Annotated in this window: 21 protein-coding genes; 14 read left to right on the forward strand and 7 right to left on the reverse strand. The window is 46.0% G+C overall.

All coding sequences use genetic code 11. The features are described from left to right. Positions 1-163: 163 nt before the first annotated feature. The 3 genes from C161_RS12675 to C161_RS32980 all read left to right on the forward strand — a co-directional run bounded on the left by C161_RS12675 (position 164) and on the right by C161_RS32980 (position 3,963). Entirely contained in the window at positions 164-1,717 is a 1,554-nt protein-coding gene (locus tag C161_RS12675) for a helix-turn-helix domain-containing protein (RefSeq protein WP_076327930.1), read from the forward strand. Between the two features lie 691 nt (positions 1,718-2,408). Further along, entirely contained in the window at positions 2,409-2,678 is a 270-nt protein-coding gene (locus C161_RS12685) for a hypothetical protein (RefSeq protein ID WP_036670595.1), read from the forward strand. Between the two features lie 190 nt (positions 2,679-2,868). After that, a complete protein-coding gene (locus C161_RS32980; protein WP_051449708.1) occupies positions 2,869-3,963 on the forward strand; it encodes a fibronectin type III domain-containing protein in 1,095 nt (364 codons plus the stop codon). A gap of 58 nt (positions 3,964-4,021) precedes the next feature. Here C161_RS32980 and C161_RS12695 read toward each other — a convergent pair whose 3' ends face one another. The 7 genes from C161_RS12695 to C161_RS12725 form a co-directional block, all read right to left on the reverse strand. Next, positions 4,022-5,347, reverse strand: a complete 1,326-nt coding sequence (locus tag C161_RS12695) for a hypothetical protein (protein ID WP_036670596.1) — start codon at positions 5,345-5,347, stop codon at positions 4,022-4,024. Between the two features lies 1 nt (position 5,348). Then, positions 5,349-6,047: a response regulator transcription factor gene (locus C161_RS12700; protein WP_036670597.1), complete on the reverse strand. Its 699-nt coding sequence runs from the start codon at positions 6,045-6,047 to the stop codon at positions 5,349-5,351. A gap of 39 nt (positions 6,048-6,086) precedes the next feature. Then, positions 6,087-6,851, reverse strand: coding sequence for a sensor histidine kinase (locus tag C161_RS12705; RefSeq protein ID WP_036670598.1), 765 nt, complete (start codon positions 6,849-6,851; stop codon positions 6,087-6,089). A gap of 178 nt (positions 6,852-7,029) precedes the next feature. Continuing rightward, positions 7,030-8,019 (reverse strand): ABC transporter ATP-binding protein, encoded by a 990-nt coding sequence (locus tag C161_RS12710; protein ID WP_051449746.1) that lies wholly within the window; start codon positions 8,017-8,019, stop codon positions 7,030-7,032. 38 nt (positions 8,020-8,057) lie between these two features. Next, positions 8,058-9,098, reverse strand: coding sequence for an ABC transporter ATP-binding protein (locus tag C161_RS12715; RefSeq protein WP_051449747.1), 1,041 nt, complete (start codon positions 9,096-9,098; stop codon positions 8,058-8,060). Between the two features lie 21 nt (positions 9,099-9,119). Then, the gene (gene nikB, locus C161_RS12720; RefSeq protein WP_036670599.1) at positions 9,120-10,040 is read right to left on the reverse strand and encodes a nickel ABC transporter permease; all 921 of its coding nucleotides are present in this window, start codon (positions 10,038-10,040) and stop codon (positions 9,120-9,122) included. A gap of 31 nt (positions 10,041-10,071) precedes the next feature. Continuing rightward, positions 10,072-10,956: an ABC transporter permease gene (locus C161_RS12725; RefSeq protein WP_051449709.1), complete on the reverse strand. Its 885-nt coding sequence runs from the start codon at positions 10,954-10,956 to the stop codon at positions 10,072-10,074. Between the two features lie 216 nt (positions 10,957-11,172). Here C161_RS12725 and C161_RS12730 point away from each other — a divergent pair, with 216 nt between their 5' ends. From C161_RS12730 to infC, 11 genes are all read left to right on the forward strand, one after another. Further along, positions 11,173-12,444 carry an amidohydrolase gene (locus C161_RS12730; RefSeq protein ID WP_036671053.1) on the forward strand — a complete coding sequence of 424 codons (1,272 nt, stop codon included), beginning with the start codon at positions 11,173-11,175 and terminating at the stop codon, positions 12,442-12,444. 58 nt (positions 12,445-12,502) lie between these two features. Beyond that, positions 12,503-13,792: an amidohydrolase gene (locus C161_RS12735; protein ID WP_036670600.1), complete on the forward strand. Its 1,290-nt coding sequence runs from the start codon at positions 12,503-12,505 to the stop codon at positions 13,790-13,792. Positions 13,793-13,852: 60 nt separating this feature from the next. Continuing rightward, the gene (locus tag C161_RS12740; RefSeq protein WP_036670601.1) at positions 13,853-15,409 is read left to right on the forward strand and encodes a glutathione ABC transporter substrate-binding protein; all 1,557 of its coding nucleotides are present in this window, start codon (positions 13,853-13,855) and stop codon (positions 15,407-15,409) included. Between the two features lie 20 nt (positions 15,410-15,429). Continuing rightward, positions 15,430-16,731 carry an amidohydrolase family protein gene (locus tag C161_RS12745; protein WP_036670603.1) on the forward strand — a complete coding sequence of 434 codons (1,302 nt, stop codon included), beginning with the start codon at positions 15,430-15,432 and terminating at the stop codon, positions 16,729-16,731. Further along, positions 16,712-17,869, forward strand: coding sequence for an amidohydrolase family protein (locus C161_RS12750; protein WP_051449710.1), 1,158 nt, complete (start codon positions 16,712-16,714; stop codon positions 17,867-17,869). The genes C161_RS12745 and C161_RS12750 overlap by 20 nt, the downstream gene beginning before the upstream one ends. Positions 17,870-18,018: 149 nt before the next feature. Then, positions 18,019-20,298, forward strand: coding sequence for a putative PEP-binding protein (locus tag C161_RS31530; RefSeq protein WP_051449711.1), 2,280 nt, complete (start codon positions 18,019-18,021; stop codon positions 20,296-20,298). Between the two features lie 115 nt (positions 20,299-20,413). Further along, positions 20,414-22,351: an LTA synthase family protein gene (locus C161_RS12760; protein ID WP_036670605.1), complete on the forward strand. Its 1,938-nt coding sequence runs from the start codon at positions 20,414-20,416 to the stop codon at positions 22,349-22,351. 234 nt (positions 22,352-22,585) lie between these two features. Then, complete coding sequence (locus C161_RS12765; RefSeq protein ID WP_036670607.1) at positions 22,586-23,593, forward strand: LLM class flavin-dependent oxidoreductase; 1,008 nt, start codon at positions 22,586-22,588, stop codon at positions 23,591-23,593. A 99-nt stretch (positions 23,594-23,692) separates the two neighbouring features. Further along, entirely contained in the window at positions 23,693-24,445 is a 753-nt protein-coding gene (locus tag C161_RS12770) for a metallophosphoesterase family protein (protein ID WP_036670608.1), read from the forward strand. 442 nt (positions 24,446-24,887) lie between these two features. Beyond that, positions 24,888-25,820, forward strand: coding sequence for a manganese-dependent inorganic pyrophosphatase (locus C161_RS12775; protein WP_036670609.1), 933 nt, complete (start codon positions 24,888-24,890; stop codon positions 25,818-25,820). 121 nt (positions 25,821-25,941) lie between these two features. Continuing rightward, positions 25,942-26,433, forward strand: coding sequence for a translation initiation factor IF-3 (gene infC, locus C161_RS12780; protein ID WP_036670610.1), 492 nt, complete (start codon positions 25,942-25,944; stop codon positions 26,431-26,433). Positions 26,434-26,538 lie beyond the last annotated feature (105 nt).

Genomic DNA, 26,538 nt, shown 5'->3' on the forward strand with positions numbered 1-26,538 from the left:
TTTCGTATACACTATTTTAAATGATAATAATTCTCAGTTAAGGACGATGAACATGTGCCCCACGATAATACAACTGATCCCCAAGCCCTGGCTATGCTCACTTCAGCATATGGAATACGTAGATCACCATCAATCTCATATCAATAAACGTTTGTTATACAGAATGTCGACTTCACACTCCATATTTGTTGTAACGTCTGGGAAAGGTTCAATAGTTTGCTCAGATCGGGAATCTCATCTGGAAAAAGGAATGATTATGTTTGTTCCGGCTGGAACATCCGTTAAAATAGAAGGTTCGCCTTGGACAGAAAGTGAATTGCAGTATTATAAGCTTGATCTTATGGTGGCTGAGTTGAAAGAAGAGACTTCGAACGCTTTGTCTAGAAGAAACACGGAGAAGCAGCAGGAACTTTCCCAAAGTCCAGATTCTCCGACATTATTACCGCTTATGCAACTCAGTTACAGTCCGTGGAGTTCCTGTCTGGAAGCCTTGGAACAAATACTGCGTCAACAGGTCACTGGCGATTGGCTGGAGCAATGGGAGGTACAGCTTCGTTTCCAGGAGTGGTTTCGTGCCTTGCTTCGCCATAGTGCCCTCGAAACAGAAGTACCCGATGACCGTGCCCGTCTTCAAAGTTCAATTCGTTATATTGGCGACCACTATGATCAGACCATAACCGTGGATGAGCTCGCAGCAGATATTGGTCTAACAAGAGCCAGCTACACTCGGCAATTCAAAAAAATTACGGGCAAGCTCCCGCTTGAATATGTAAATGCGGTTCGGCTGGAGCGCTCGAAGCAACTATTGCAGCTTACGGATGATCGCATCCATGAAATTGCACAGAATGTGGGATTTAGCAGCGAGTATTATTTTGGCCGCCGATTTAAGCAATACGCTGGTATTTCACCTGGGTTATACCGCCGTCATCACCGTCAAGAGGTTCGTGTCTTTGCTCCTTATCTGGAGGACTTTGTGTTGGCTCTTGGCGTAAAACCTGTACTGCAATGTTCGCATCATTCTTGGGGCAGGCAGCAATATTTGGGGTTGGATGACGTACCTGAATTTGATGTGAGCCAGATGGATGCGCAGTTTAATCTGGGTAATGTACCGGACTTTATCATGCTGGATAAGGGATATGATCGATGGAATCTGGACCGCTTCAAGCAGGTAGCACCTACATTTTACGTAGATCATTTGGGAGAGGACTGGCGCTCCATTTTAAGATCGACAGCCGATGTGTTAGGGAAGGTGAATCGGGTTCAAGATGTAATTGGTGCGTATGAGGACAAGGCAATGGAAGCTAAGAGTCGGTTAGCACGTTATATGCGTGGTCAAACAGTAGCTTTTTTGCGTATATCTGCTTCGGATATTACTCTCTATGGGGTTCAGCAGGGCTATGTCGGACCTGTAATTTATCAGGATCTTGGACTGACTCCCCACTCCCGTGTGCAGCAATGGACAAGACACGAGCGGAGGATTTTCATTGGATTGGACCAGTTAAGTCAGCTTCATGCGGATCACTTGTTGATTACATTTGACACTGGAAATTCTGCTAAACCTGGAGAGGAGCGCGAACTGCTCGATAGGGATGAATGGAAACGTCTGCCTGCGGTGAAGAGCGGTAATGTGTATGAAGTGGATTTTATGTCTTGGATGAACTACGGTGTGATCTCTCATGGGAAGAAGATTGAGGATGTATTGCGGTTTATGGCTTGATAATGAATGGTCTGTGAGATGTTTTTCGAAAAAATTAAGAAAACCATATAACTTTCAAAACTATCAAAATTTTGTGATGTAACTCACGGGCACTCTATGAATCTACTGGTATTATCCTTTTCGTTAATCTATAATCTGTTTGTTTAATAGACTAAATAAAGGAATTTTAATTAGATTGAGGAATATATTATAACAGATAGGATATAAACTAAAGGAGCAGATCAATGATAAAGGATAAAATTCCAATTTGGTTCTGGTGTACCTCGGTAGTAGTTGTCATTATGCTAGTATATAACTTGTTTCAAGTAGATTCTCGTATTAACATGCTTGCACTAGGCATACTAAATATTGCTAATGCCATTCGGATGTGGAAAAAATATCGGAACTCAGCAATTATATTTTTGATAATAGGTGTTCTTTGTGTAGTTTTATTTTTCAAATATCTATATCAATAATCATCTTGAAGCTTGACCGTCATATATCTGGCGGTCTTTTTCGTTTTTAAAAATCAAAACAGTGGAGGAATTACAATGAGCGACAAACTACAAAATAACAAACACGCTGGATTCAACATCAGAGAAAATATTATAACATTCCATTTTAATGTATAATATAGGAAAAATGAATTGGAGAATAGACATTCTATGCGAAAAAAATCTGGGCCTCGCTTTTAGTAATAGCTGTTATTGGAATGACCCCTGTTACAGCAATATCAACGACTACGGTTGCCGAATCGCATGAAATTTCGGGTGAAGATCTTCCTGAAAGCTTAAGATATGATTCTAACCATCCAGATGTAATTTATGTGAAGGATTGTGGGATCTTCGAAAAAGTTGATTCGAGTTTAGTAGATTACGGCGAAGAAGAAGTTGTGTTCGATGATATACAAAAGGTAACAGATAAAACGAATGTAATTGTTGCTTATGATGCTATTTACATCAAAAAAGGTGAATGGGAATAGCTAATTCCTTAGATTTACAATCTGGAAGCGCAAGGAGAGATTGATTCTTCTTGGGCTTTTTCAATATCCAATAAAAAAATAAAAATTCAAGAATTTAGCTGAATTTTATAGATGAGCAAGTTTATGTTTAGACACATAAACATATATACACTAAAGTGTGCTTGTACATAAACACTTTAGGAGGATTCATGTGAAAACAACATTTTTTAAGAAAGTCGGATTATTTATTGGAGCATTTATTTTTACAATTGGTTTTGCATCTAATTCAGGGGTACATGCTGCGGTAGATTATAGCGGCGGGCTCATGGATAAGATGGTAATGACACTTAGCGATACTGAAAGCAAGGGGAGTAAATCTACATATGCATTAACAGATAATAATGAAGCTACAAGCGCGATTATAGAAAAATGGAACACGCCATCTACAGCGGTGGATCATGCAGTTGGAATCTTTAATGGAACAGTTACAGCGAATGCTATCCGTGTAAAAGCAGATTTTGATGTTTCAATTGGATTATTCGATTCCACTGGAAAGGCGATTTTACCGACGTATTGGTACACAGTAAAAGCAAATCAGGCTGATGGAAGATTAATTTATCTTCCTACAACGTACAAAGGAATAGCAAAAGTTAACTTGTTTAATTACTCCAATACACGGACAGTCAGTGTATCCGAGTTTCAGCTGTATAATATCACACCTCCAGCTAATCCATTAGATCTCGAAGCATCTGCAGATGAATCATCCATTGGATTGACATGGAATGAAGTAGCAACAGCAACCAGTTACACAATTAAAAGATCGACTACAGCAAATGGGCCATATACAACAGTGGCAACTGGCGTAAACAAGGCCAATTATACAGATCCAGATGTAACCTCAGGTACAACCTATTATTACATAGTGACTGCTGTTAATCCTATTGGTGAAAGTGTTAACTCAAACGAAGCATCAGCAATTATTGAGAGCAACGGTCAGGTTGATCCGGAACCAGAGCAACCAACCACACCAGAACCTGAAGAACCTACAACTCCGGAACAACCAGAGCAACCATCCACCAACCGTGCCATCTTTGTCGTCACCATGACAACGGGTTTGGAGAAAGAATTCGACCTAAGCATGAAAGAAGTAAATGATTTCATCAACTGGTATGAAGCCAAGCAAGCGGGAAGCGGAAAAGCTTCGTATGCCATCGATAAACACGACAACAACAAAGGGCCATTTAAGAGTCGGAAGGATTATATCCTGTTTGATCGGGTGCTGACGTTTGAGGTAAGTGAATACTAAAAATGTGAAGTTCCTTCAGCTTAGCTGAAGGGGCTTCTTTTTTGTTCACTACGATGAATTAGCGATATAAATCCATTGACATGTGTTGAGTGTGGCGACGAAGACCTAATGTTATGAATATATAAATACAGGTTAGAACAGCCGACACAGCACTACTGATCCAGATTCGTTCAAGCCCCGAAAAAGAGGAAAACAGCTGAAGCAAAAATTGAGCGATCCATCCCCCCAGTGTGATAAGGGGAAGTGCAATGCCCTGTGTACGCTTGTGAATTAAAGTCAGGAGTAACATGGGACCAAGCATGCAACCATGCAATGATCCGAACAAATACAGGATTTGAATCGGCGTCATCGACACGGAAAGGGAAATGATGGTTGCTATAAACATGGCCATGCAAATGATGCTGTTCCGAGTACGTTTTTCACCAGAGTTGGCAAGGTTGAATTGTTCCATACATAATTTCAGAACGGCTTGAAACCGGCTCATATAGGACACCGTGAACATCAAAATTAGACATATAATCAACATTCCAAACAAAACGGGTGAATGGGTAATGGATAATAGCGGATAAATCAGAGACGGTATATTTGCCAGCCCACCAGAATGAATGGAGACCATCACGAGCAGTAGAAAAGCCATCAGCACGGTCGCATACATCATGCCGGACATCATAAATGCTGGCACAATTTTGGATCGTTCGATGTGAAATAGACGCTGCCAGGTAGCCGGATCAGCAATAACCTGTCCCAGTCCCACCAATATACCAGTTGCTATAAAAAGCAGGGCAGAATGGTTGTCGATCACAAGCATATAAGGATGATAGAGTCGAATTCCAGAGTAAACCGGGTCAACACCTTGCCGGATAAAATAAAACAAAGGAAACATGATGGCAACGCTGAAAGTCAGAATGACTTGGGGGATAGCCAATGCATAAAGTGTCTGTAATCCAATAAAACCTGCAAGCAAGGAGAAGATGACAATAAAAGCCGTTCGCCCAGCAACTTCGGGAAGATCAAATAATTGATGGAAGAAGAATCCGGACACCATTCCTTGCAGGAGCACCGTTTCCAGAAGTAATATCGCAAACAATCCTGTCATCAAACGAGCCCCTGAAGGTGTCAGTTTGGCTGTGAGCCATTGACTCATTGTTGCCGCATCACCGGAGTGGCTTCGCACATATTTACCCAACCACCCGAATAACATCAGCGCGAGGGCGGTAGCGAGAGAGTACCCCAAAGTGCCGTACAAGCCATAACGCATCAATGCTTCAGGCGAATCTACAATGTTGAGGCCGGTGAGCCATCTTCCAAGCAACGCAATAGTTCCAAGTCCAATACCCAGTTTGACAGGCGTCGCCAAATTTTCGTGGAAATGATTGTAACGCATCTTAATTCCTCTTCTCACGGAACTTTTTGGGTGGCATCCCCACATGTTTATGGAATTGTGTGCAGAAGTAGTGCTGGCTGTTAAAGCCACACCGTTCAGCAACGTCTGCAATATTCAAATCTGAATGGCGGTGAAGAAGCTGTTTGGCGTACTCCATTCGCAATTGATTCAGATATTCAGAGAAAGAGATGCCTACTTCTTCATGGAAGAGTCGGCTTAGATAGGTTGGATTCATGTGAACAGCTGAGGCGAGCCCGGAGAGATTGATTTTTCCTGAAAACTGTTTTTGCATAATCTGGAGTGCTTCCTGAATGACTTTGGACTGCACAGCTGGCGAGTCATTATGATCAAACTCATGCAGTACTTCAAGCAACTCCTGTTCAATAACGGGTTTGGTGATGTAATCCATAACTTTCAGCTTGATCGATTGACGAGCGTATTGAAAGTTGTGGTGTGCAGAGATCATGATAATATGAATTTCGGGGTGAAGACGGCGTAGGTCCTCGGCAACGAGCAGACCGGATTTGCCAGGGAGATTGATATCGAGCAGGGCGAGTTGAATCTGTACTTCTTGTCCAATCGAATTGGCTTGTGTTCCATCGGCAGCTTTGTAGAGACGCCAGAAAGGAAATTGAGGCTGAATTAGAAATTCCAGCTGCTCCAGTTCCAGAGGCTCGTCATCAACCAGCAATACATTCATGATGAAGTCCCCCTATTTGTGATGTATCGTTCTCTGTTTCTAATGAGCTTTCAATATCTCTTCTTGGGTATAGGGCCAACGGACCTCAACGACAGCTCCTCCTTGTGTTTCAGCGGATAAGCTGAGCGAACTCTCCTCACCAAAAAAGATATGCAGTCGTTTTCTGATATTTTCCAGCCCATGTCCTTGAATCATTTCATCTGAGGATATTGGTTTAAGACCCACACCATTATCGATTACGGTTAGCAACACTTGCTTTTGATTTCGAAGACAACGGATGGTTAACTCGACAGGGCCCATTTTTGGTTCAAGTCCATGTTTGAACGCATTTTCTACAATCGTTTGAAGCACAAAGGGAGGGATATAAGCATCAAGCACATTCTCATCGTAATCCGTTACAAGTCGCAAGCGTTCACCGAACCGCAGATGCTGAATCTCCAGATAATGACCGGTATAACGAATCTCTTCTTCCAGACGAATCATGGGCTCATCGGTATTGTACTTGAATTTGAGGAATTTGGAGAAAACCTCGAGTGCACCGACAACCTGTTCGGTACGACGTAGTCTGGCGAGACTGAGAATGACATTGAGGGTGTTAAACATAAAATGAGGCTGGATCTGTTGACTGAGCTGTACATACAGTGATTTTTGGAACTCTTTCTCCAGCTCGATCTGTCTTTTTTGCATCCGAAGCAAGTCCAGTTGTTTCTCGAAAAAAAACAAAATTAATAGCGCAATCGCCCCCACGATGGGAGCGATAATGAATATTAGGACGATGAGAGTAAATTGATCAAGATTAATCATGATGGTCCTCCATACTAGCATCGGGTGTATATTGAATCGGATAGAGCCATCCGTAAATCATAAAATTATTAAATTATGAAGTTGAAAGAGAAATGTATTGTCATATTAATTTATTTTGGTAAGTGATTCAATAGAGGGAAAGCATTTTGTAAATGGTGCCCAAAAAGGATTCATGATTTTAGGAAATCAGATGGCAGGCAGCCTGATGTCCCTCATGAATGGTGCGCAGTTCGGGAACTTCAGAAGAGCAACGATCAACTGCAAATGGACAACGTGTATGAAACCGGCATCCACTAGGTGGGTGAATGGGAGAAGGGATATCACCGGTTAAATGAACACGTTCTTTTGGCTGATTACGTTTCGTCGATGGAATGGAACTCAGCAGTGCGCGTGTATACGGATGTTGCGGGTGATCAAACAGCGATTTTTTATCAGCGATCTCGACGATTGTGCCCAAGTACATCACGATTACACGATCAGAGATGTGACGGACCACACCAAGATCATGGGAAATAAACAGGTAGGTCAGTTGATGTTGTTTCTGAAGTTTTTTAAGTAAATTAATAATCTGAGCCTGAATGGATACATCCAGTGCGGAGACGGCTTCGTCACAGATAATCAATCGAGGCTCCAGGGCAAGTGCTCGAGCGATACCAATCCGCTGGCGTTGCCCACCGCTAAATTCATGAGGCAAACGATCAATATGCTCCGGACGCAAACCAACATTGTCCATCAGTTCACGGATGCGTTCATCCTGTTTGCTGCGGGGGACGACTTTCTGAATCTCCAGTGCTTCCTTCAAAATATGCCGTACGGTCTGGCGTGGGTTTAAAGAGGCGAAGGGGTCTTGAAAAATAATCTGCATATCCTTGCGCATTCGCTTTAACTCAGCTTTATTTAACTCTAGAATGTTCTTACCCTGAAAATATATCTCTCCACTCGTTGGGTCATCGAGTCGCAGGATGGAACGGCCCGTCGTTGATTTGCCACAACCCGACTCCCCTACAATGCTGAGCGTTTCACCTGCATGAATCTGAAAGCTGATGTCATCCACAGCTTTGACATGGTGAACCACTCTGCCGAACAGGCCTCCTCGAATCGGAAAGTATTGTTTCAAATGCCTGATATCAGCAAGAACATCAGAACTCGAAAGTGCCGAAGATTTCATGTCCGTTGCGGATAATTGGTGCTTCACATGGATGTTTGTCATATCACTTTACTCCCTTCCTGATTCGAGATGTGCGGTTGGCCGCTTGCATCAGATCCACTCCAGTTTTCGTCATACATCCAACAGCGTACCGATTCTTCATCGGAATTCTTCAACAGCTCAGGCTGAGCCGTAGAACAGATATCTTTGCGGAAAGCACATCTGGGAGCGAATCGGCAACCTGAAGGCAGATCATAAGGACTCGGAATAGTTCCCGGGATGGCTAACAACTCATCCTGGTCTTCATCGATCCTTGGCAGTGACTGAAGCAGTCCCTGGGTATAGGGATGTTTGGGGTTATCGAATATGGAATCCACAGAGGCGTATTCAACAATCTGTCCTGCATATAGAACAGCCACGCGGTCACAGGTTTCTGCTACAACACCCAGATCATGTGTGATCAGGATGATGGACATGCCCATACGCTGCTGGAGTTGCTTCATCAGATCAAGAATTTGAGATTGTACGGTTACATCGAGCGCTGTCGTGGGTTCATCTGCGATTAACAGATCAGGTTGACAAGCCATAGCCATTGCAATCATGACGCGTTGGCGCATGCCACCACTAAGCCGAAAGGGTTCCTGATGCGCGCGTTCTTCAGGGGAGGGGATTCCTACCATGCGTAACAGTTCAACGGCTTTTGTCCAAGCTTCTTTCCGTCCCAGTTTCTCATGCAGCCTGAACACCTCAGCAACCTGTTCTCCGACTGTATAAACAGGATTCAGCGAGGTCATCGGCTCTTGAAAAATCATGGATATCTCTTTGCCACGAATGCGCCGCATCTGTTCTTCAGACTTGGTTAACAGATCCTCATTCTTGAACAAAATCTGACCTCCAACCGTTCGTCCCGGCCGACTTAGAAGCTGCATGATAGAGAGAGATGTCATGCTTTTTCCACAACCGGATTCTCCAACCAGACCTAGTGTTTCTCCGCGATATACACTGAAATCAATGCCATCAACGGCTTTGCTAATTCCTTCGTCCGTAAAAAAGTATGTTTGCAGTCCTTGTACTTCCAGCAACTTCTCCTGTGATACCATAGCCATGCGATTTCCTCCTCCTTAATCCATCTCAATCCTTTTGTTGAAGTACCGATATAACAGATCCACACCCAGATTCACGAATACAAAAATGACAGAAGCGACAAGTACGCCTCCTTGAACGACAGGTAGGTCTCTCATACGGATGGCATCAACGATCAATCGCCCCAGACCATTGATAGCAAAAACAGATTCGACCAGAACGGTCCCACCAAGCAGTGTTCCAAATTGCAATCCGATGACTGTGATTACGGGAATAAGTGCGTTTTTGAGGGCGTGTTTGTACACGATGAGTCTATTTTTCAGACCCTTTGCCCGTGCGGTACGGATGTAGTCCTGATGAATGACATCCAGCATACTGGAACGGGTCATGCGGGCAACGATGGCGGCTCCCGAAGCACCTAGCGTGATAGCAGGTAAGATGACGTGTTCCAGGCTTCCCCAGCCGGTAACGGGCAATAGATGATATTTGACGGAGAAAAAGGAGATTAACATCATGCCCAGCCAGAAGCTGGGGAGTGAGATGCCCAGCAGGGCAACCAGCATGATCAGGCGATCCGCTGTACTATGTTGGCGGGTGGCGGATACAATTCCCGCTATCATACCAAGTACAATCGTGATGACAATACTCGCGAGTGCCAATTGAATGGTGGTGGGCAAGCGAAGCATAATTTCGTCCATTACCGGATGGTCTGAGCGATACGAGGTTCCCAGATCTCCGCGAAACACATCGAGTACATATTGGATGTATTGCAGCAGAAGAGGTTGATCAAGTCCCAGATCATGGCGGATGGCTTGTACCGTTTCTTCAGATGCTCCGTCTCCGGCGATGAGAACGGCAGGGTCTCCGGGGACCATCTGCATAATGAGAAAGACGACTAGAATGACGCCGAATATAACAGGAACGGTCTGAATGAGGCGTCGCACAATGTAGGTCAGCATATATGATGTTCTCTTCCTTTCATGAGCAAAGTTATTTTAATTTGGGGTCAAGTGCATCCCGAAGTCCATCACCAAACAGATTGAAGCCGATCACAAGTGTAGAGATGGCAAGGCCGGGGAAAAGAGCCAAATATGGGGCACTGAACATGTAATCACGTCCACTGCTTAACAGGGCGCCCCATTCTGCGGAAGGAGGCTGAGCACCCAGACCTAGAAAGGAAAGGCCTGCTGCGGACAGAATTGCAGTTGCGAGTCGCAACGTAATCTGCACGATAATAGGCGACATAATATTGGGCAATATGTGCACGAGAATGATTCGCAGATCACTTCCGCCAAGCGTGCGTATGGAATCAATGTATTCGAGCTTACGGACGGTCAGTGTTGAGCCTCTTACAATTCGTGCGAACATGGGAATGGAGAAGACGCCGACAGCAATCATGACATTGATCAGGCTTGCTCCCAGTGCACTAACAATAGCCAAAGCGAGCAAAATACCCGGAAAGGCTAGAAGGATATCCATGATTCTCATAATAATGGCATCCAGCCAGCCACCGAAGTAACCAGCTACCAGTCCCAGAAACACGCCGAAGATTGCACCAATACTTACAGCAGCAACACCGATTAATAGAGATAATTGTGTTCCGTAAATGATGCGGCTAAGCAGGTCGCGACCTTTATCATCCGTACCCATCCAATGATCCCAGGAGGGGAGAAGTAATTTGTCAGGCAGATGAATGTTATAAGGATCGTACGGAGCAATCCATGGGGCAAAAAGAGCAACAATAATATAGAAGAGAACAATGAGGCCTCCGGCAGAGGCTAGTTTGTTTGCTACCATACGGGTAAGAAACTTACGCAGTTGACCAGGTCTTATTACCGTGTGTGGAGCAGCAGGTGTGATCACAGATTGATTCATAGGAGCCTCCTTTATTGCTTATTATGTTAATAAAACTAACACACAATAATGAAAAATAAAGGATTTTTACTCATGAAGTAAAAATAACGAAAAATTAAGTAAAGATCATGTAAATAAACATGACAATTAATCGCTAGAATGGAATTCAAGGCAGGATTGATAGCCTCCAACTCTAAAACAAAGAAGCTAAGAAGGGGGAGATGCGAATTGGACTACATGAATTCAACAGACTACTGGCTGCTTAATGTTCAGATTGAACGCCGCTATGTCTATGACGGGGATGCTGTACGGGGTACGGAAACAGAACTTAGTCATGTACAGATTAGAGAAGGGGTGATTGTGCAAGTCATTGCGGCTGACAGGATGAATTCGGTCAACATGGACGGAGAACAGATTCTGGCGGAGCCTGCGTATGATGGCAGAGGAATGCTGATGTTACCTTCATTTACCGAGAAGCATGTTCATCTGGACAAAACGTTGCTGGGTGAACCGTGGCAAGCGGTTATACCCGCCAGCGGGGTGGCGGGCAGATGTGAAATCGAAAAAAGGCTTCTTCCGCAGCTTGTCACACCGCCGTTGCAAAGGGCTGAACTTCTGCTTCAACGTCTGATCGAATCAGGTTCTACTCATATACGGACCCATATCGATGTGTATCCTGAAGCAGGAACGAAACAACTGGAACCCGTATTGAACTTGTTCCATTCTTATCGTCATCAGATTACACATGAGGTTGTGGCGTTCCCTCAGCATGGTTTATTGCGTTCAGGCAGCAAGGCATTGGTTCGTGAGGCGCTTCAGCAAGGGGCTCATCTGGTTGGCGGGGTTGATCCTGCAACAATGGACACAGATCTGGAAGCGAGTTTGCAGCTGATGGTGGAGCTTGCAGTTGAAGCGGGTGCAGGTATTGACGTGCATCTCCATGATCCGGATTATTTGGGCACCTATACAATGAAGAGATTGGCAAGATTAACTGTGGAGGCAGGACTGCAGGGTAACGTATCGATCAGTCATGCATTTGCACTTGGTGAAGTCAGTGAGGCAGAAGCGCGATCTACAGCAGATCTGTTGGCAGAGGCGGGAATAACCATCATAACCAGTGCGCCTCATGGTCGAACACTGCCACCTTTGCCTCTGCTGTGGGAGCATGGAGTGAATGTGGAAGCAGGGTGTGACAACATTTATGATACGTGGCAACCCTTCGGAAACGGGGACATTCTGGAACGAGCTTCAAGACTCGCAGAACGGTTTGCCTGGATTGATGAACGTTCGTTAGCCCGGTCGCTGAGACTGATCACGGGAGGCAGAGAAACACTGGATGCTCAAGGTGAACGGGTGTGGCCAGTTCCGGGCGATTCGGCAGATTGGGTATTGGTCGATGCAAGCTGTGCAGCGGAAGCTGTAGCCCGCAGAGCACCAAGAAAAGCAGTTTTCTCCAAAGGACATCTCATCTGGGATGATCAGACGGGACACCGAATGGTGCATGAGTGAGCTTGTCTGACAAACCTACGGAAGTTCATTGGATTCGAATCATGTGACGAAGAAGGGGATGAGGGGCATTATACAGCATCAGCATACACCGTATTGGTTACGTAATGTGCGTTTGGAACAAGGGTATTGTTATGAGAATGATCATATAACCGGGACCATAAGTGAACTGTTTGATCTATGGATCGAGCATGGAAAAATCATGCGAATCGTTAAAACGGAAAATCGTAATATTTCAGATTCGTTAACAATTACTACAGAATTGATGAATGAAGAAGAAGCGGGGTTGGCCAAGCCATGCTCAGATCGGGATGCGGGAGGGATGCTGCTTTTACCCGGCTTCCGCGAAATGCATATTCACATTGATAAAACATATTACGGTGGACCTTGGATCGCGCCGACGCCGCCTGAAGGAATTTTCAAAAGAATTGCAGAGGAGTGTGAACTATTGCCACGGCAATTGCCGCATGCGCAGGAGAGGGCTGTGAAAGTATTGTCTCTTCTTCAATCCAGCGGGGTTACGCATGTGCAAACCCACTGCAATATTGATCCTCAGATTGGGCTTGCCAACCTTGAAGCAACCGTGTCAGCTGCGGCTCAATTTAGCGAGAGTCTCACGTGTGAGATCGTGGCGTTTCCACAACATGGTCTTCTACGAAGTGGCGTCGTTGCAGAAATGAAAGAGGCACTACGACGCGGTGCGCGCTGGGTAGGCGGGGTGGACCCGGCAACGGTGGATAATGATATTGAAAAATCACTCTTTACCATCATGGACTTGGCGGTGGAGGCCAATGCAGGAGTGGATATTCACATTCATGATCCGGGTCATTTGGGCACATTTACGATGAATCGTCTTGCGGCGATGACGGAGCAGGCCGGTTGGCAGGGGCGAGTGAATGTGAGCCATGCACTGGGTTTTGCAGACGTTACAGAAGCGATGCAGGTGCAACTGGCCGAACGGTTTGCGGAACTGGATATCTCGATAACGTCGACTGTACCGCTTAGCCGCTGGATGCCCTATTCTCTTCTGAAGAAATACGGAGTTCGAGTTGAATTGGGTGAAGATACCATTACGGATCACTGGGGACCTTTCGGCCGTGGTGACATATTGGAACGAGCCGGACGGTTGGCCGAGCGTGAGCGATGGAGTTCAGAACGGGGATTAGCCGAGACACTGGGATATATTACAGGGGGAATCACCCCGTTAGATGAACAGGGTGATGTTCAATGGCCTCTCATTGGTGATCCAGCGACAGCGGTTCTTGTGCAGGCTTCCTGCTCGGCTGAAGCGATCGCAAGGCGTTCAAGGCGAGGGGCATTCATATATCAGGGGAATCTTGTTAACGTGTAACATTCAGACATATTACATCATTCAATCCAATTCAATTCATAACGGAAGTAGGAGATTTATATGAAAAAAAGAGGGTTTGTCGGAAGCATGCTGGCATTGTCCATGACACTTGTAATTAGTGCCTGTTCATCGGGAGGAACATCTACAGCAGGTGGTGAAGCGGTCTCTCCGGGAGAACGCCAATCGGGAGGTACACTGGTCATAGCGAGACAGAGTGATGCAAATAATCTGGACCCTCAGTACAGTTCCCAGATTAATTCGATGGCGGTATACCATCATAAAATAACAGAAGGACTTGTCTTGATGGACAAGAACAGCAAGTATCAACCATTGCTGGCTACGGAATGGACGCAACGGAATGATATAACATGGGAGTTCAAACTGCGTGAGGGAGTGTCTTTCCATGATGGGACACCTTTTAATGCAGAGGCTGTGCAAAAAACGTTTGAACGTATTCCGACTACACCCAAAGCAGGCATGTTCTCCATGATCAAGGAAGTGAAGGCGGTGGACGAGCATACGATTCAGTTTATCCTGAATTATCCTTACGCTCCAATCATGTCGTTGCTTGCCAGTGCGGAAGGAAATATACTTAGCCCGGCTTCCATAGAATCTGCTGGAACAGATATGGTGAAGGAGCCTAGCGGAACAGGACCGTTTGTATTTGAATCATGGACGCCAGGAGACAAAATTGTACTTGCTAAAAATGATAATTATTGGGGTGACAAACCAAACATCGATAAAGTGGAATTTAAAACCGTCCCGGAAGATACGACTCGCTTAGCGATGGTTGAGACAGGAGAGGCTCAGGTAGCCGAACAGGTTCCCTCCACGGAGATTGCACGGATTGAAGCATCTTCAACCATGAAACTGGGGCGTTACGAGGCTTTTTCTACGGACCATATAGGGTTTAATACAAGCAAAGAGCCATTTAACAATCCGTTGGTTCGTCAGGCTGTAGCGTACGCGGTGGACAAGGAATCTATCGTCAGCGGCGTGTACAACAATATTGGCAAGGTAACGGACTCCACACTCGGAACCACGATGATCGGATACAGTTCCAATGTGAAGGGATACAGTTATGATCTGAACAAGGCTAAGTCCTTGCTTGCTGAGGCTGGGTATCCGGAGGGGTTCTCGGCCACGCTATATACCAGTGATAACAAAACAAGAGTGAACGTAGCAGAGGTGTTACAGTCTCAGTTGAAAGGTATCGGAATTAATCTTGAGGTGAAAGTACTGGAGTTTGGAGCTTACATTGATGCAGCGGCCAAAGGGGAAACCGAAATGTTCCTGAGTGGATGGGGTAATGCAACAGGCGATGCGGATTATAATCAGTTTAACCTGTTTCATAGCACCTCCAAAGGAGTCCCTGGTAATCATTCCTTCTATAATAATCCGGAAGTGGATCAGTTCATTGAAGATGCCCGGAAAGAAACGGACCCGGATAAACGCACTGCCATTTATGAAAAAGCCATTCAACTTGAGCTGAACGATGTTCCAATTCTACCGTTCCGTAATGGCGAGAATCTGGCAGCCCTCTCCAAAGATGTGGATGGGGTATGGATTAGTCCATCCGGTTTTGTTGAGATCAATAGCGCAAGCTTTCTGAAATAACGAACGGAGGAGTGGTCAACATGATCCGCCAACTCATTCAAAATTGCCGGATTCCCGGGAGTCATGGACTTCATAATATCGTATTGCATGGTACAACCATTGAGCAGATCCTGCCGTCTTCGGACGGTGGGGGTTCATCCATAAGTGACATGACAGGTATGATCCATGGAGAACTTGAAGAAAATCATGGGCAGTATGGATTTATATTTGATGCTAAGGGTGGTCTCGTACTGCCGGGATTAATTGAACCCCACATCCATCTGGAAAAGGCGCTTTTGCTTGATCGCATGCCTGGTGATGCTGCCTCATTGCAGGAAGCGATCTCGATGACAGCTGCGCTTAAGGCAGGGTTCACGGAGCACGATATGATCCAAAGATCCATAGAAGTCATCCGAAAACTTTCCCGTTACGGCGTAACCAGACTCCGTTGTCATGTTGAAGTGGACCCGATGCTGGGACTAAGGGCTATGAACAGTGCGTTGACTGTGAAAGAAAAAATGGAGCATATGATGGAGATCCAGATTGTGGTCTTTCCGCAAGAAGGGATTATTAGTGCCCCAGGTACCGCAGATCTTATGGAAGAGGCAGTAAGGATGGGAGCCGACGTAATTGGTGGAATTACTTATGTTGATCCCATACTGGATGATCATCTGAATTTTGCGTTTGAACTGGCTGCGCGGTACAATCGCCCCCTTGATTTTCATGCTGATTTCTCACTAAATCCTGATGATGAAGCTATACTTCACATAGCGAATAAGACCTTGGCTTATGGTTTCCAGGGCAGAGTTTCGGCTGGTCATGTAACTTCGCTTGCGGCTATGCCACGGGAAAAGGTGAAGTTATGTGCTAGAAAGATTGCAGAGGCAGATCTCCATCTCATGACCCTTCCTGCAACAGATCTGTACCTGAATGGTCGAGCGGATAACGATAACACCCGCAGAGGCATAACGCCGGTTGGTTTGTTGCGGGAGGAGGGGGTGAACGTAATTTACGGCACCAACAATATTCAAAATGCCTTTACACCTTTTGGTAATGGCAATCCGTTTGATATCGCTTGGTTGCTTGCCCATGCGGCCTACATGGGGAGTGAAGAGGATGCCGATACTTTGGTGGAGATGGCAACACTTGGTGCAGCACGGGCGCTCGGAATAGACAATTACGGTCTTCGAGCTGGAGCACAGGCCGATCTGGTCATATTTCCAGTGCAGTCAAGGCGTGAACTGATTATTGAACGACCGCGACCTGTTGGAGTATGGAAGGAAGGTCGCCTTCTGACTACAAGAGTGGAGGATGGAGAATGTTATGAAATTAGTTATCGATAATGTACTTTTGCCTACGGGAACACACACGTTGGTTATTGAAGAGGGGAAGATTACACAGGTTATAGCAGAATCCACTGATCAGGATCAAATCATACATGCTCGCCAGAGCGATGCCGATTCATGGAACGCTGCCGGGCTTGTGTACCTTCCGGCACTTGCAGACATGCATTGCCATCTGGATAAACATCATACCGGTGAACGCTGGATTCCCCTGAAGCCGTTCCAGACATTGGAGTCCCATCTTGCTTATGAAAAAAAACTGCTAAGTGAATTGACTCAAACGGTGGGAGAACGGGCGAAAGTTCTTGCGGAACAAATGATAGATTACGGTACAACGCGCATTCGTACACATGTTGATGTGGATCCTGAGGTGGGTCTCCGAAATCTGGAGGCCATACTGCGAGTACGAGATGAGCTTTGTGATTACATGGACATTGAGATTGTGGCATTTCCTCAGCAAGGGCTCATTCGTTCATCTTCTGAACAGATCGTGAAGGAGGCGCTGGCACTGGGGGCCGATCTGGTTGGTGGTGTCGACCCGGCAGGTCTGGATGGGGATATGGAACGCAGTTTACAGATGATGTTTGATATCGCTACAACTGCAGATAAGGGGATCGATCTTCATCTTCATGATGGAGGTGAAACCGGTTTAGCCACCTTACGGCGATTTGCTGAACTGACAATGGAGGCAGGACTTCAGCATCGAACAGCGGTTAGCCATGCCTATTGCTTGGGGGAGCAAACGGAATCCGGCGTACAGCCTACCCTTGATGTGTTAAAACAAGCCGGAGTAACACTTGTATCTAGTGTACCTATAGATCGTCCAATGCCGCGAGGAAGCCAGGTTCTCGATACAGGTGTTAACTTTATGCTTGGTTCCGATAACATCCGTGATGCCTGGTCACCATTTGGCAACGGCGATATGTTGCAGCGAGCTTCCCGAATGGCTGAACGTGAAAATTGGGTCAGTGATGACAGGTTGTTAGGCACCTATTCGTGGGTGAGTAATGGCAAGTTAACCCCAAGCGTTGGTGATCCGGCTGACTTCATGTTAGTACGGGCATTGAACGCCCAACACGCTCTAGCTTCTGTACCTGCGCGCACGGCGGTATTCAAAAAGGGCAAACGTATACGTTAAGATAGAAAATACGTTTTACATTCCGAACACAAATGTCGAAGCAAATGTCCTTGACTGCCTCATTGCAACATACCATTAACTAAAGGGCAATTCGAAAGGTTGAGTTGCCTTTGAAGCATAGCCATGTAATGGCAGATGGGAGCGCTGTAATGACGAAACGGGTAGTTCTGTTGGAAGAAGGTACGGCAGAGATGAAAGGGCTGATGGGTAGTAAAGGGGCTGGACTTGCAGTGTTGCTTCAGGCAGGTTGGCCCGTTCCGGCCGGGTTCATTGTAACAAGGGAAGGCTGTCGCGCGTTCTGTACCCGTCTTGGACATCTTTCCACAGAAGAAGTTCAAGAGATTGGCAGCGCAGTTCGGCACTTGGAAGGGCAAACAGGAAAATTCTTCGGCGATGCTTTAGCACCGTTGCTACTTGCCGTGAGGTCAAGTGAAGCGAGTTCCCATGATATGGAATCCCTTGCTTTGCTTCATGTGGGATTGAATGATGTGACGGTTGAAGGGTTCGCCAGGCAGACCAATGATCGACAGTATGCGCTTAATTGTTATCGAATTTTATTGCAGGATTATGGTCAGCTAGTACATGGCATCTCGTATTCCCTATTTGAAGAGAAATTGGGTGACTTCTCGATCCTCGATGAAGCGAAGCTGGAATTCGCCATTGCAGAATATAAGCAATTAATAGAAGATATAGGGTTTCATCCATTCCCTCAAGATGTTCAATTACAATTAAAAGAAGCGATTCGTGCGGTTTCTCATACACAACGTGCACCACGACTTAACTCCCAGCAAGAACTTCTTCTCCAATCTACTCGACACTCAGGGGATCATCAAGGAGCTCCGGCTCTTATTCAGGTGATGGTTAATGGTGAGCAAGGTGAACGCAGCGGCAGCGGCACGGTATATTCCCGTCATCCGGGTACGGGCGAAAGAGGCATGACAGGCGAGTACTCTGCATCTGCTTTTTCCCAATCTCAGGATGAAGGACTGGATCAGTTGCGGAGAGAAGAACCTGGATTATATGGTCTTCTGTTGGATGCTTGCAGTTATCTGGAGCGCTATCTGGGGAAAGTTCAAAAAATCCAATTCATTATCGATTCAGGGGAGCTGTATCTTCTGCATGTCAGTCCAGCGTGCTTGAGTGCTAAGGCCGCCTTGCAGAGTACTATTGATTTTGTGCATGAAGGGGTAATCACCAAAGCGGATGCGCTGTTACGTATCGAGCCGTGGCATGTGACGGAGATGTTGAAAGGGTTCTCAAGTGGTACACCGGAACTACAGCTTCTGCTCGAATGGTCTGATGAAATAAAGGAACTGACGATACTGTCCAATATAGATCATCCACAGGATGCCATGACAGCACGGCTACAAGGGGCCGAGGGAATAGGTCTATGCCGGACGGAGAACATGCTGTTATCACCTGCGCGGTTACCATTTGTACAAAAAATGATCCTGGCAGACAGTGAGTCCGAACGCAGGCGTGGGTTGGAGCGTCTGTTGCCAATGCAGCAGTCTGATTTTGAACAAATATTCGAAGCGATGGATGGATACCCGGTAACGATACGTTTGCTCGATTCGCCGTTGCATGAACTGTTACCGGATCTGGGAGTGTTGGAGAAACGACGTGAGTGGTTACAAGCAGAGGAGTGGCAGGAGCAAAAAGACCATCAGAATGAACTGGAGGAACTGGAGCGTGTCATTCGCAGAGTCTGTGAATTGCATGAACATAATCCGACATTGGGGCAACAGGCTTGTCGGCTGAGTACGGTGTTCCCGGAGATCGTTGATATGCAGCTGGAAGCGATATTCCGCGCAGCGGTGAAAGGCATCCGGCAAGGCTGGTGGGTACGTCCCGAGATTATGATCCCGCAGATCGGTCATGTGCATGAACTTCAGGTGATGAGAGATCTGGTGGATCATGTGGCGGACCAAGTGCTTGGTGAGGAGAAGCGGCATTGTCTCTATAGAGTGGGGGCGATGATCGAAGCTCCGAGAACGGCGCTGACGGCGACTCACATTGCTCGCCAGGCTGACTTTTTCTCGTTTGGCACGGATGAGCTGACAGAGATGACATTTGGATATAGTCGCCATGAAGCTGAGAAGCGGCTCCTTCTCCTTCAACGTGATACGGACTCTCGTACGGTAACGAATAATCCATTTCATGTGTTGGACATTGAGGGAGTCGGACAACTGATTGAGATGGCGGTAGTCCAAGGTCGAATTCGAAAACCTCATCTGAAGACAGGGATCTGTGGGGAAAATGTTGTGGACCTGGAGTCGATTACGTTCTGCCACCGCATTGGACTGGATTACGTAAGCTGTTTGCCTGAACAGATCCCTTATGCACGAATTGCTGCTGCACAAGCAGCCATTAAGGCACAGAGAGAGGGAGCAGACACGCAGAACACGGATATTTCTACAATTGCGTAACGCTCACCCTGTCCTACACGGAACTTCCATGGAATAGCAACCAGAAAACTGTTATACTGAAATATGCGTTTTGTAAAATGAACGTAAAATTTCAGGGTAAGGGTTGAAAGCGACCATGTATAATTCCAAAAATGAACGAACTTCATCACGGACCTTATTCGCCGTGTTATTCATTCTTATGCTGCTGAAGCTGTCACTGCTACGGTATTTCTTTTTCCAGGGTCTGTCCGGCATCGGTCTGTTAACTGACGCATTAGGCGCACTAACCGTGGTATGCCTGCTGGATCTGATCGTGCCCAAAGGCTGGAAGCGAGCAGTATACGGAGGATTCAATATTCTGTTTTCTCTGGTGTTGTTCGCGGCTACGCTGTATAACGTTCATTTCAGTTCGGTACCCACATATACCGCGCTAAGTGAGTTGGGGCAAGTTGCCCAAGTACGGGGAAGTATCGGACCACTGGTACGACCGGAGCACTTTCTGTTTTTTGCAGACATCGTACTGGCATTGCCAATATGGTTGATTATGCGCAAACGTGCTGGCGGGCGTAACCGCAGCAGTTACCGCGATAGCGGTCTGACTTTTGGCAGAATTCGTAGACGTTACTGGGGCAAGCTCGGCGTTGCGCTTACGGCTGCATTCTGCATCGTGCTGTCTGGCAGTTTTATTGTCAAAGGTGAAACGATTGATAACGAGTTGGTGCGAGCCGAGAATCTCGGTTTCCTGAACTACCAGGTATCGTCTGCCATTCTGACGAGCAAAGAAAATGAGGCCATTGCCAATGGCAACATTAACGAAACCATTGCCAAGATCAATGAGCTGGTTAGCCAGTATCCGTATCAGGATAAACCAAGTGACGGTACAGCCGTGAAAGCCAAATATTTTGGTCAGGCCAAAGGTAGTAACCTGATTGTACTGCAACTGGAGTCCTTTCAGAATTTCCCGATTAATGCTTCATTGGATGGTCAGGAGTTAACACCGGTACTGAATGATCTGGCCAAAGAAAGCTATTATTTCTCTCATTTTTTCCAACAGATCGGACAGGGAAACACATCAGACGCGGAGTTCATGTCGAACACGTCTATCTATCCAACCGGAGTTGTTCCCATGTCAGCAGGGTATAGTGACCGTGAACTGCCGAGTCTTCCCAAGTTATTAGGAAAAGAGGGATATGAGTCCGAGACGTATCACGTTAATGACGTCACCTTCTGGAACCGGAACAAAATGTATCCGGCACTCGGATTCACTCGTTACTTCGACAAGCCCAGCTTCGAGAACGACAGATTCAATGACTTTGGACCATCGGATGAAGAGCTGTACCGTGTAGGTGTGGAAAAAATGACTGCGCATCAGGCTGCGAATCAGCCGTTCTATGCTCAGTTCATAACGGCATCGAGCCACTCGCCGTTTACGGTTCCCGCTGATCGTGCACGGATCACGATTCCTGCGACCATCACGAACAAACTGCTTCACGATTATCTGCAAGCGATCAACTATACGGATTATGCCATCGGTCAACTCATTAATGAGTTGAAGGCGAACGGATTATGGGATAATACTACTTTAGTACTCTACGGGGACCACTTTGGTCTGCCTGCTGATGAAGAGATCACACAGCAGATTCAGGCCAATCTGGGCGTCCCTTATGACGGTAAAGTAAGTCGATTCAATATTCCGTTAATGATTCATACGCCGAAACAGACCAAAGGACAAGTGATTGAGCAGCCAGGCGGTCAGTTGGATATGTTGCCAACGATTATGAATCTGATGGGAGTTTCGCTACAGGCTGAGAAATTCACTGCCTTCGGACATGATCTGCTCAACATGGACCACAATGCCTTTGGTATCCGGTATTACTTGCCAACGGGTTCATTTGTCAACGATGACATTATGTTTATCCCGGGTGCGGGCTTTGACGATGGAACAGCCTATTCGCTGAAGACATACGAGCCGGTAACGGATTTGGAACCGTATCGTGCCGATTATGAACATGTGCTCAGCCTGATGAAACTGTCTGATGAGTATGTGAAGTTGCTACCGAAACGTGCACCATAAATCAATTTTCTGCAATAGGTCAGATCAAAAACGTCACCAGTTCAAAAGCTGGTGGCGTTTTTTTGCATGTTTCTTGCACAAGTGTGGTAATAAAGAGAATAACTAAAGTTTGAAACTGTAATAATTAATGTTACAATGGAATGAGCAAGAATGAAGTGAGCAAAAGCGCGTAATATTCGCTGATCTCATATTCACAGTACTTATGAACCTAACAGACGAGAGGATTGAATATATATGAAACTGAGTGTACTCGAACATGGACATATCAATGAAGGACGAAGTGTACAGGATACGTTGCAGGAAACGGTGAAACTCGCACAACATGCGGATCAATTGGGGTACTCCCGGTTCTGGATGTCGGAGCATCACGGTAGTGGTGCGCTGTCATTCTCCAGTCCTGAAGTTATGATTGCACATGTGGCTGCACATACGGATCGTATTCGTGTAGGTTCCGGTGGCGTTATGTTACCTCATTATAGTGCCTATAAGGTTGCAGAGAATTTCCGTCTGCTGGAAGCTTTGCATCCGGGGCGGATTGACCTGGGGATTGGCAGAGCACCAGGTGGTATGCCAATTGCCAGCAGAGCTCTGAATGAGGGGAAATCATCGAATGTACAATTCTTTCCGCAACAGATCGCGGATCTGGGCGGATACTTCCACGAGCAGTTGCCCGAGGATCATCGGTTTGCATCTCTGGTAGCCGGACCATCGGTTCCCACGGTACCAGAAGTGTGGTTGCTGGGTTCCAGCTCCGAAGGTGCGAGAATTGCTGCAGCGCAAGGGACGTCATATGCGTTTGCCCAATTCTTTGGAACACCAGGCGGCGAAGAAGCGATGAAACATTACCGCAGACATTTCAAACCGTCCATCCTGAATGACAAACCACATTCAATGATTGCTGTCTCGGCATTCTGCGCGGAGACAGAGGAAGAAGCTGCTGAACTTGCACGCAGCAATGAACTTTTCTTCTTACGCCTTGGACGAGGTCTTGAACAAAGTTCATTCCCATCTCTGGAGACGGTGAACAACTATCCATACACAGCGATGGAGATGGAACAGATTCGTCAACGTCGTTCTTTTTCCATCGTGGGAACACCGGATCAGGTGAAAGACAAAATTACCGCAATGGCTGAACGCCATGAAGCAGATGAAGTCATTATTGCATCAGCGGTCCATTCGTTTGAAGCACGTCTGCGCTCATTCGGCTTGATTGCAGAAGCCTTTGGACTCAAGCAGGACTAATGGTAAGCAAGCGGGAATAACTACTCTGAACAGACTGGAATCTTGCTCATGCAAGGTTCCGGTTATACTCTTGCGTGATCAGGGAGAGGAGAGATTCACATGCGCAGATGTGTCATTAGTGATATTCATGGCTGTTACGATGAATTTAATGCACTGCTTAAGCTTGCAGATTATAATCCGCAGCAGGATGAATTGATTTTACTCGGTGATTATGTGGATCGAGGTCCAAGCAGCAAACAGGTCATCGAACAGATTATGCAGCTTCAGCAACAGCACGATATTATGGTGATTAAAGGCAATCACGATGCCATGATGGTCAAGGCGTTAACCCAGGATGTTGAGCAATATGATCAACACTGGATCCGCAACGGTGGACTAAAGACGATGGCAAGTTATCTGGATCTGGAGCTTACTTATGATGAGCAACAGATAGATTGGGAAGCTTATGCTGAAGCCAAAAAGTGGATACGTACACACTATGAACACCATCTTCGTTTTCTGGAACAGCTTCCGCTGGTGTACGAGATTCCGGGTTATATTTTTGTGCATGCCGGGATCAACCCGGATATCGAGGATTGGAGAAGCCAGTCCGAGCGGGACTTCATTTGGATTCGTGAATCATTCTATTCCAAACCAACGACGATTAGAGAGACGGTCGTATTTGGACACACCCCCGTGAAGCATTTGCATGATGAGACAGGCATTTGGTTTGACCCGAGCGGAGACAAAATTGGCATTGATGGTGGTTGTGCCTACGGAGCACAACTGAACCTGCTGGAGATTAGCGAGGACGGCAGTCTACAGACCTTTTTTGTACGGCAAGGGCAGAGCGCGGAAGAGCCTGAGATTTAATGTTTTCGTTGCGTATCAGAGTTTCGTATGCTAATTTATAAGGTTGTACGATGGAATAAATAGGATACATAGCATATCAGCTTGAGGGAATGAACCAAGTTTGGCTATTTTCCAAAATGACTTGCCTGAGAATGATTTGCAATTAATTCGCTGTAAAGGGATTGGAATTAAGCCTTATTAGCGCTATAATCAGTAGGGTATGATTAAATATGACATATATTTTCTATATAAGTTCAACTAAACTTTTTACACGAGAACGGAGAGGACAGAAAAAAGCTGGAGAAGCGGAGCGTTCGCCTTTATCACCGGATTTTCCCTTTAAAAGGGAATCAAAAAATCTGGGGATAACAGCGATCGGAAGGTTATTCTGTCATCGGAGTGGCAAGTGTAAACATTCTTTGGTTAAACTTATATAAATCAGAATTGACGGAGGGCTATGAATATGGAAAAAGCGTTAATCTTCGGTCACAAAAATCCCGACACGGATACGATCTGTTCGGCAATCGCCTATGCGGATCTCAAAACAAAATTGGGTCAGGACGTTGAAGCTGTTCGTCTCGGCGAAGTCAATGGTGAAACCCAGTTTGCACTGGATCAATTCAAAATTGCAGCACCACGTCTGATTAAAACAGCTGCAAATGAAGTAAACAAAGTTATTCTGGTTGACCACAACGAGCGTCAGCAAAGTGTAAGCGATATTGAGGAAGTGACTGTTGTTGAAGTTATCGACCATCACCGTATTGCTAACTTTGAGACAAGCGGACCTCTGTATTTCCGTGCAGAGCCTGTAGGTTGTACAGCAACCATTTTGAATAAAATGTACAAAGAAAATGGCATCGAAGTGAGTGCACCGATTGCTGGTCTGATGTTGTCTGCCATTATCTCCGATTCCCTGTTGTTCAAATCCCCGACTTGCACAGAGCAGGACGTAGCCGCTGCGCGTGAACTGGCTGCCATTGCTGGTGTAGATGCAGACAGCTATGGTCTGGACATGCTGAAAGCCGGTGCGGATCTGAGCCAAAAAACAATTGCTGAACTGATTTCCCTGGATGCCAAAGAATTCGTAATGGGTCAATCCAAAGTGGAAATTGCACAGGTTAATGCTGTTGACGTGAATGATGTTCTCGTGAAGCAACCTGAGCTTGAAGCAGCTATTGAAGCGATCATTTCCAGTAAAGGTCTTGACCTGTTTGTATTTGTCGTAACAGACATTCTGAACAACGATTCCGTAGCTTTGGCATATGGTACATCCACTAAAGCGGTGGAAAAAGCCTACAATGTGACGCTGTCTGATAGCAGAGCTATCTTGAAAGGCGTAGTATCACGCAAATCACAAATTGTACCGGTTCTGACTGAAGCATTCAACACGCTGTAAATCAAACCGATTGGCATATTCATACGCTGATATGTATTACAAAATAAGTAGCAACACCATCCTAGCCTGCTCTGATCCGTAAATGGTCAGGACAGGCTTTTGATGTAGAGGAGGAAGAATCATGATCAAAAATGAAAAGATCAAAGCAGCCGAAGTGCAGCTGACCGGCCTGAATGGTGAAGATCTGGGTGTGATGTCCACGCAGGAAGCACTTTTACTTGCAAAGCAGCATAAAGTAGATCTGGTGTGCTTGTCCTTGATGACAAGTCCACCGCCATGCAAGCTGATTGGCGCAGGAGCGGCCAAAGCAGAAGCGCAACAGGCGAAGAAAAAAGCGAGTAAATCTCCCGATAAACGTAAAGTAAAGGAAATTCGCTTGAACCTTGCGATGGAAGATCATGACCGGGAGACGAAGCAGTCTCAGGCGGAGCGCATTCTGAAGAAGGGTGATTCGGTAAAACTCGTCATCCAGGTGCATGGAGCCAAAGAAGGAGTTGCAGGCAAGGAGTGGGCTGAGCAACTGAGCAAATCGCTGGCTAAATTCGGTAGCAAAACGACAGGTGTTCAGGTAAGTGGTAAACAGGTTGTTGTGCAACTGGACCCGAATGCGTAAACTGCCAGAAGTGATCCTCGATGTAGCACAAAGGTAACGCGAATGTTGATATAGTAATGATTTTTTGGATGTAAAAAAAGCCCAATGAGGTGGCAGGTTAACTGC

This window comes from Paenibacillus sp. FSL R5-192 (assembly GCF_000517845.1).
In the GTDB taxonomy this organism is placed as follows: domain Bacteria; phylum Bacillota; class Bacilli; order Paenibacillales; family Paenibacillaceae; genus Paenibacillus; species Paenibacillus amylolyticus.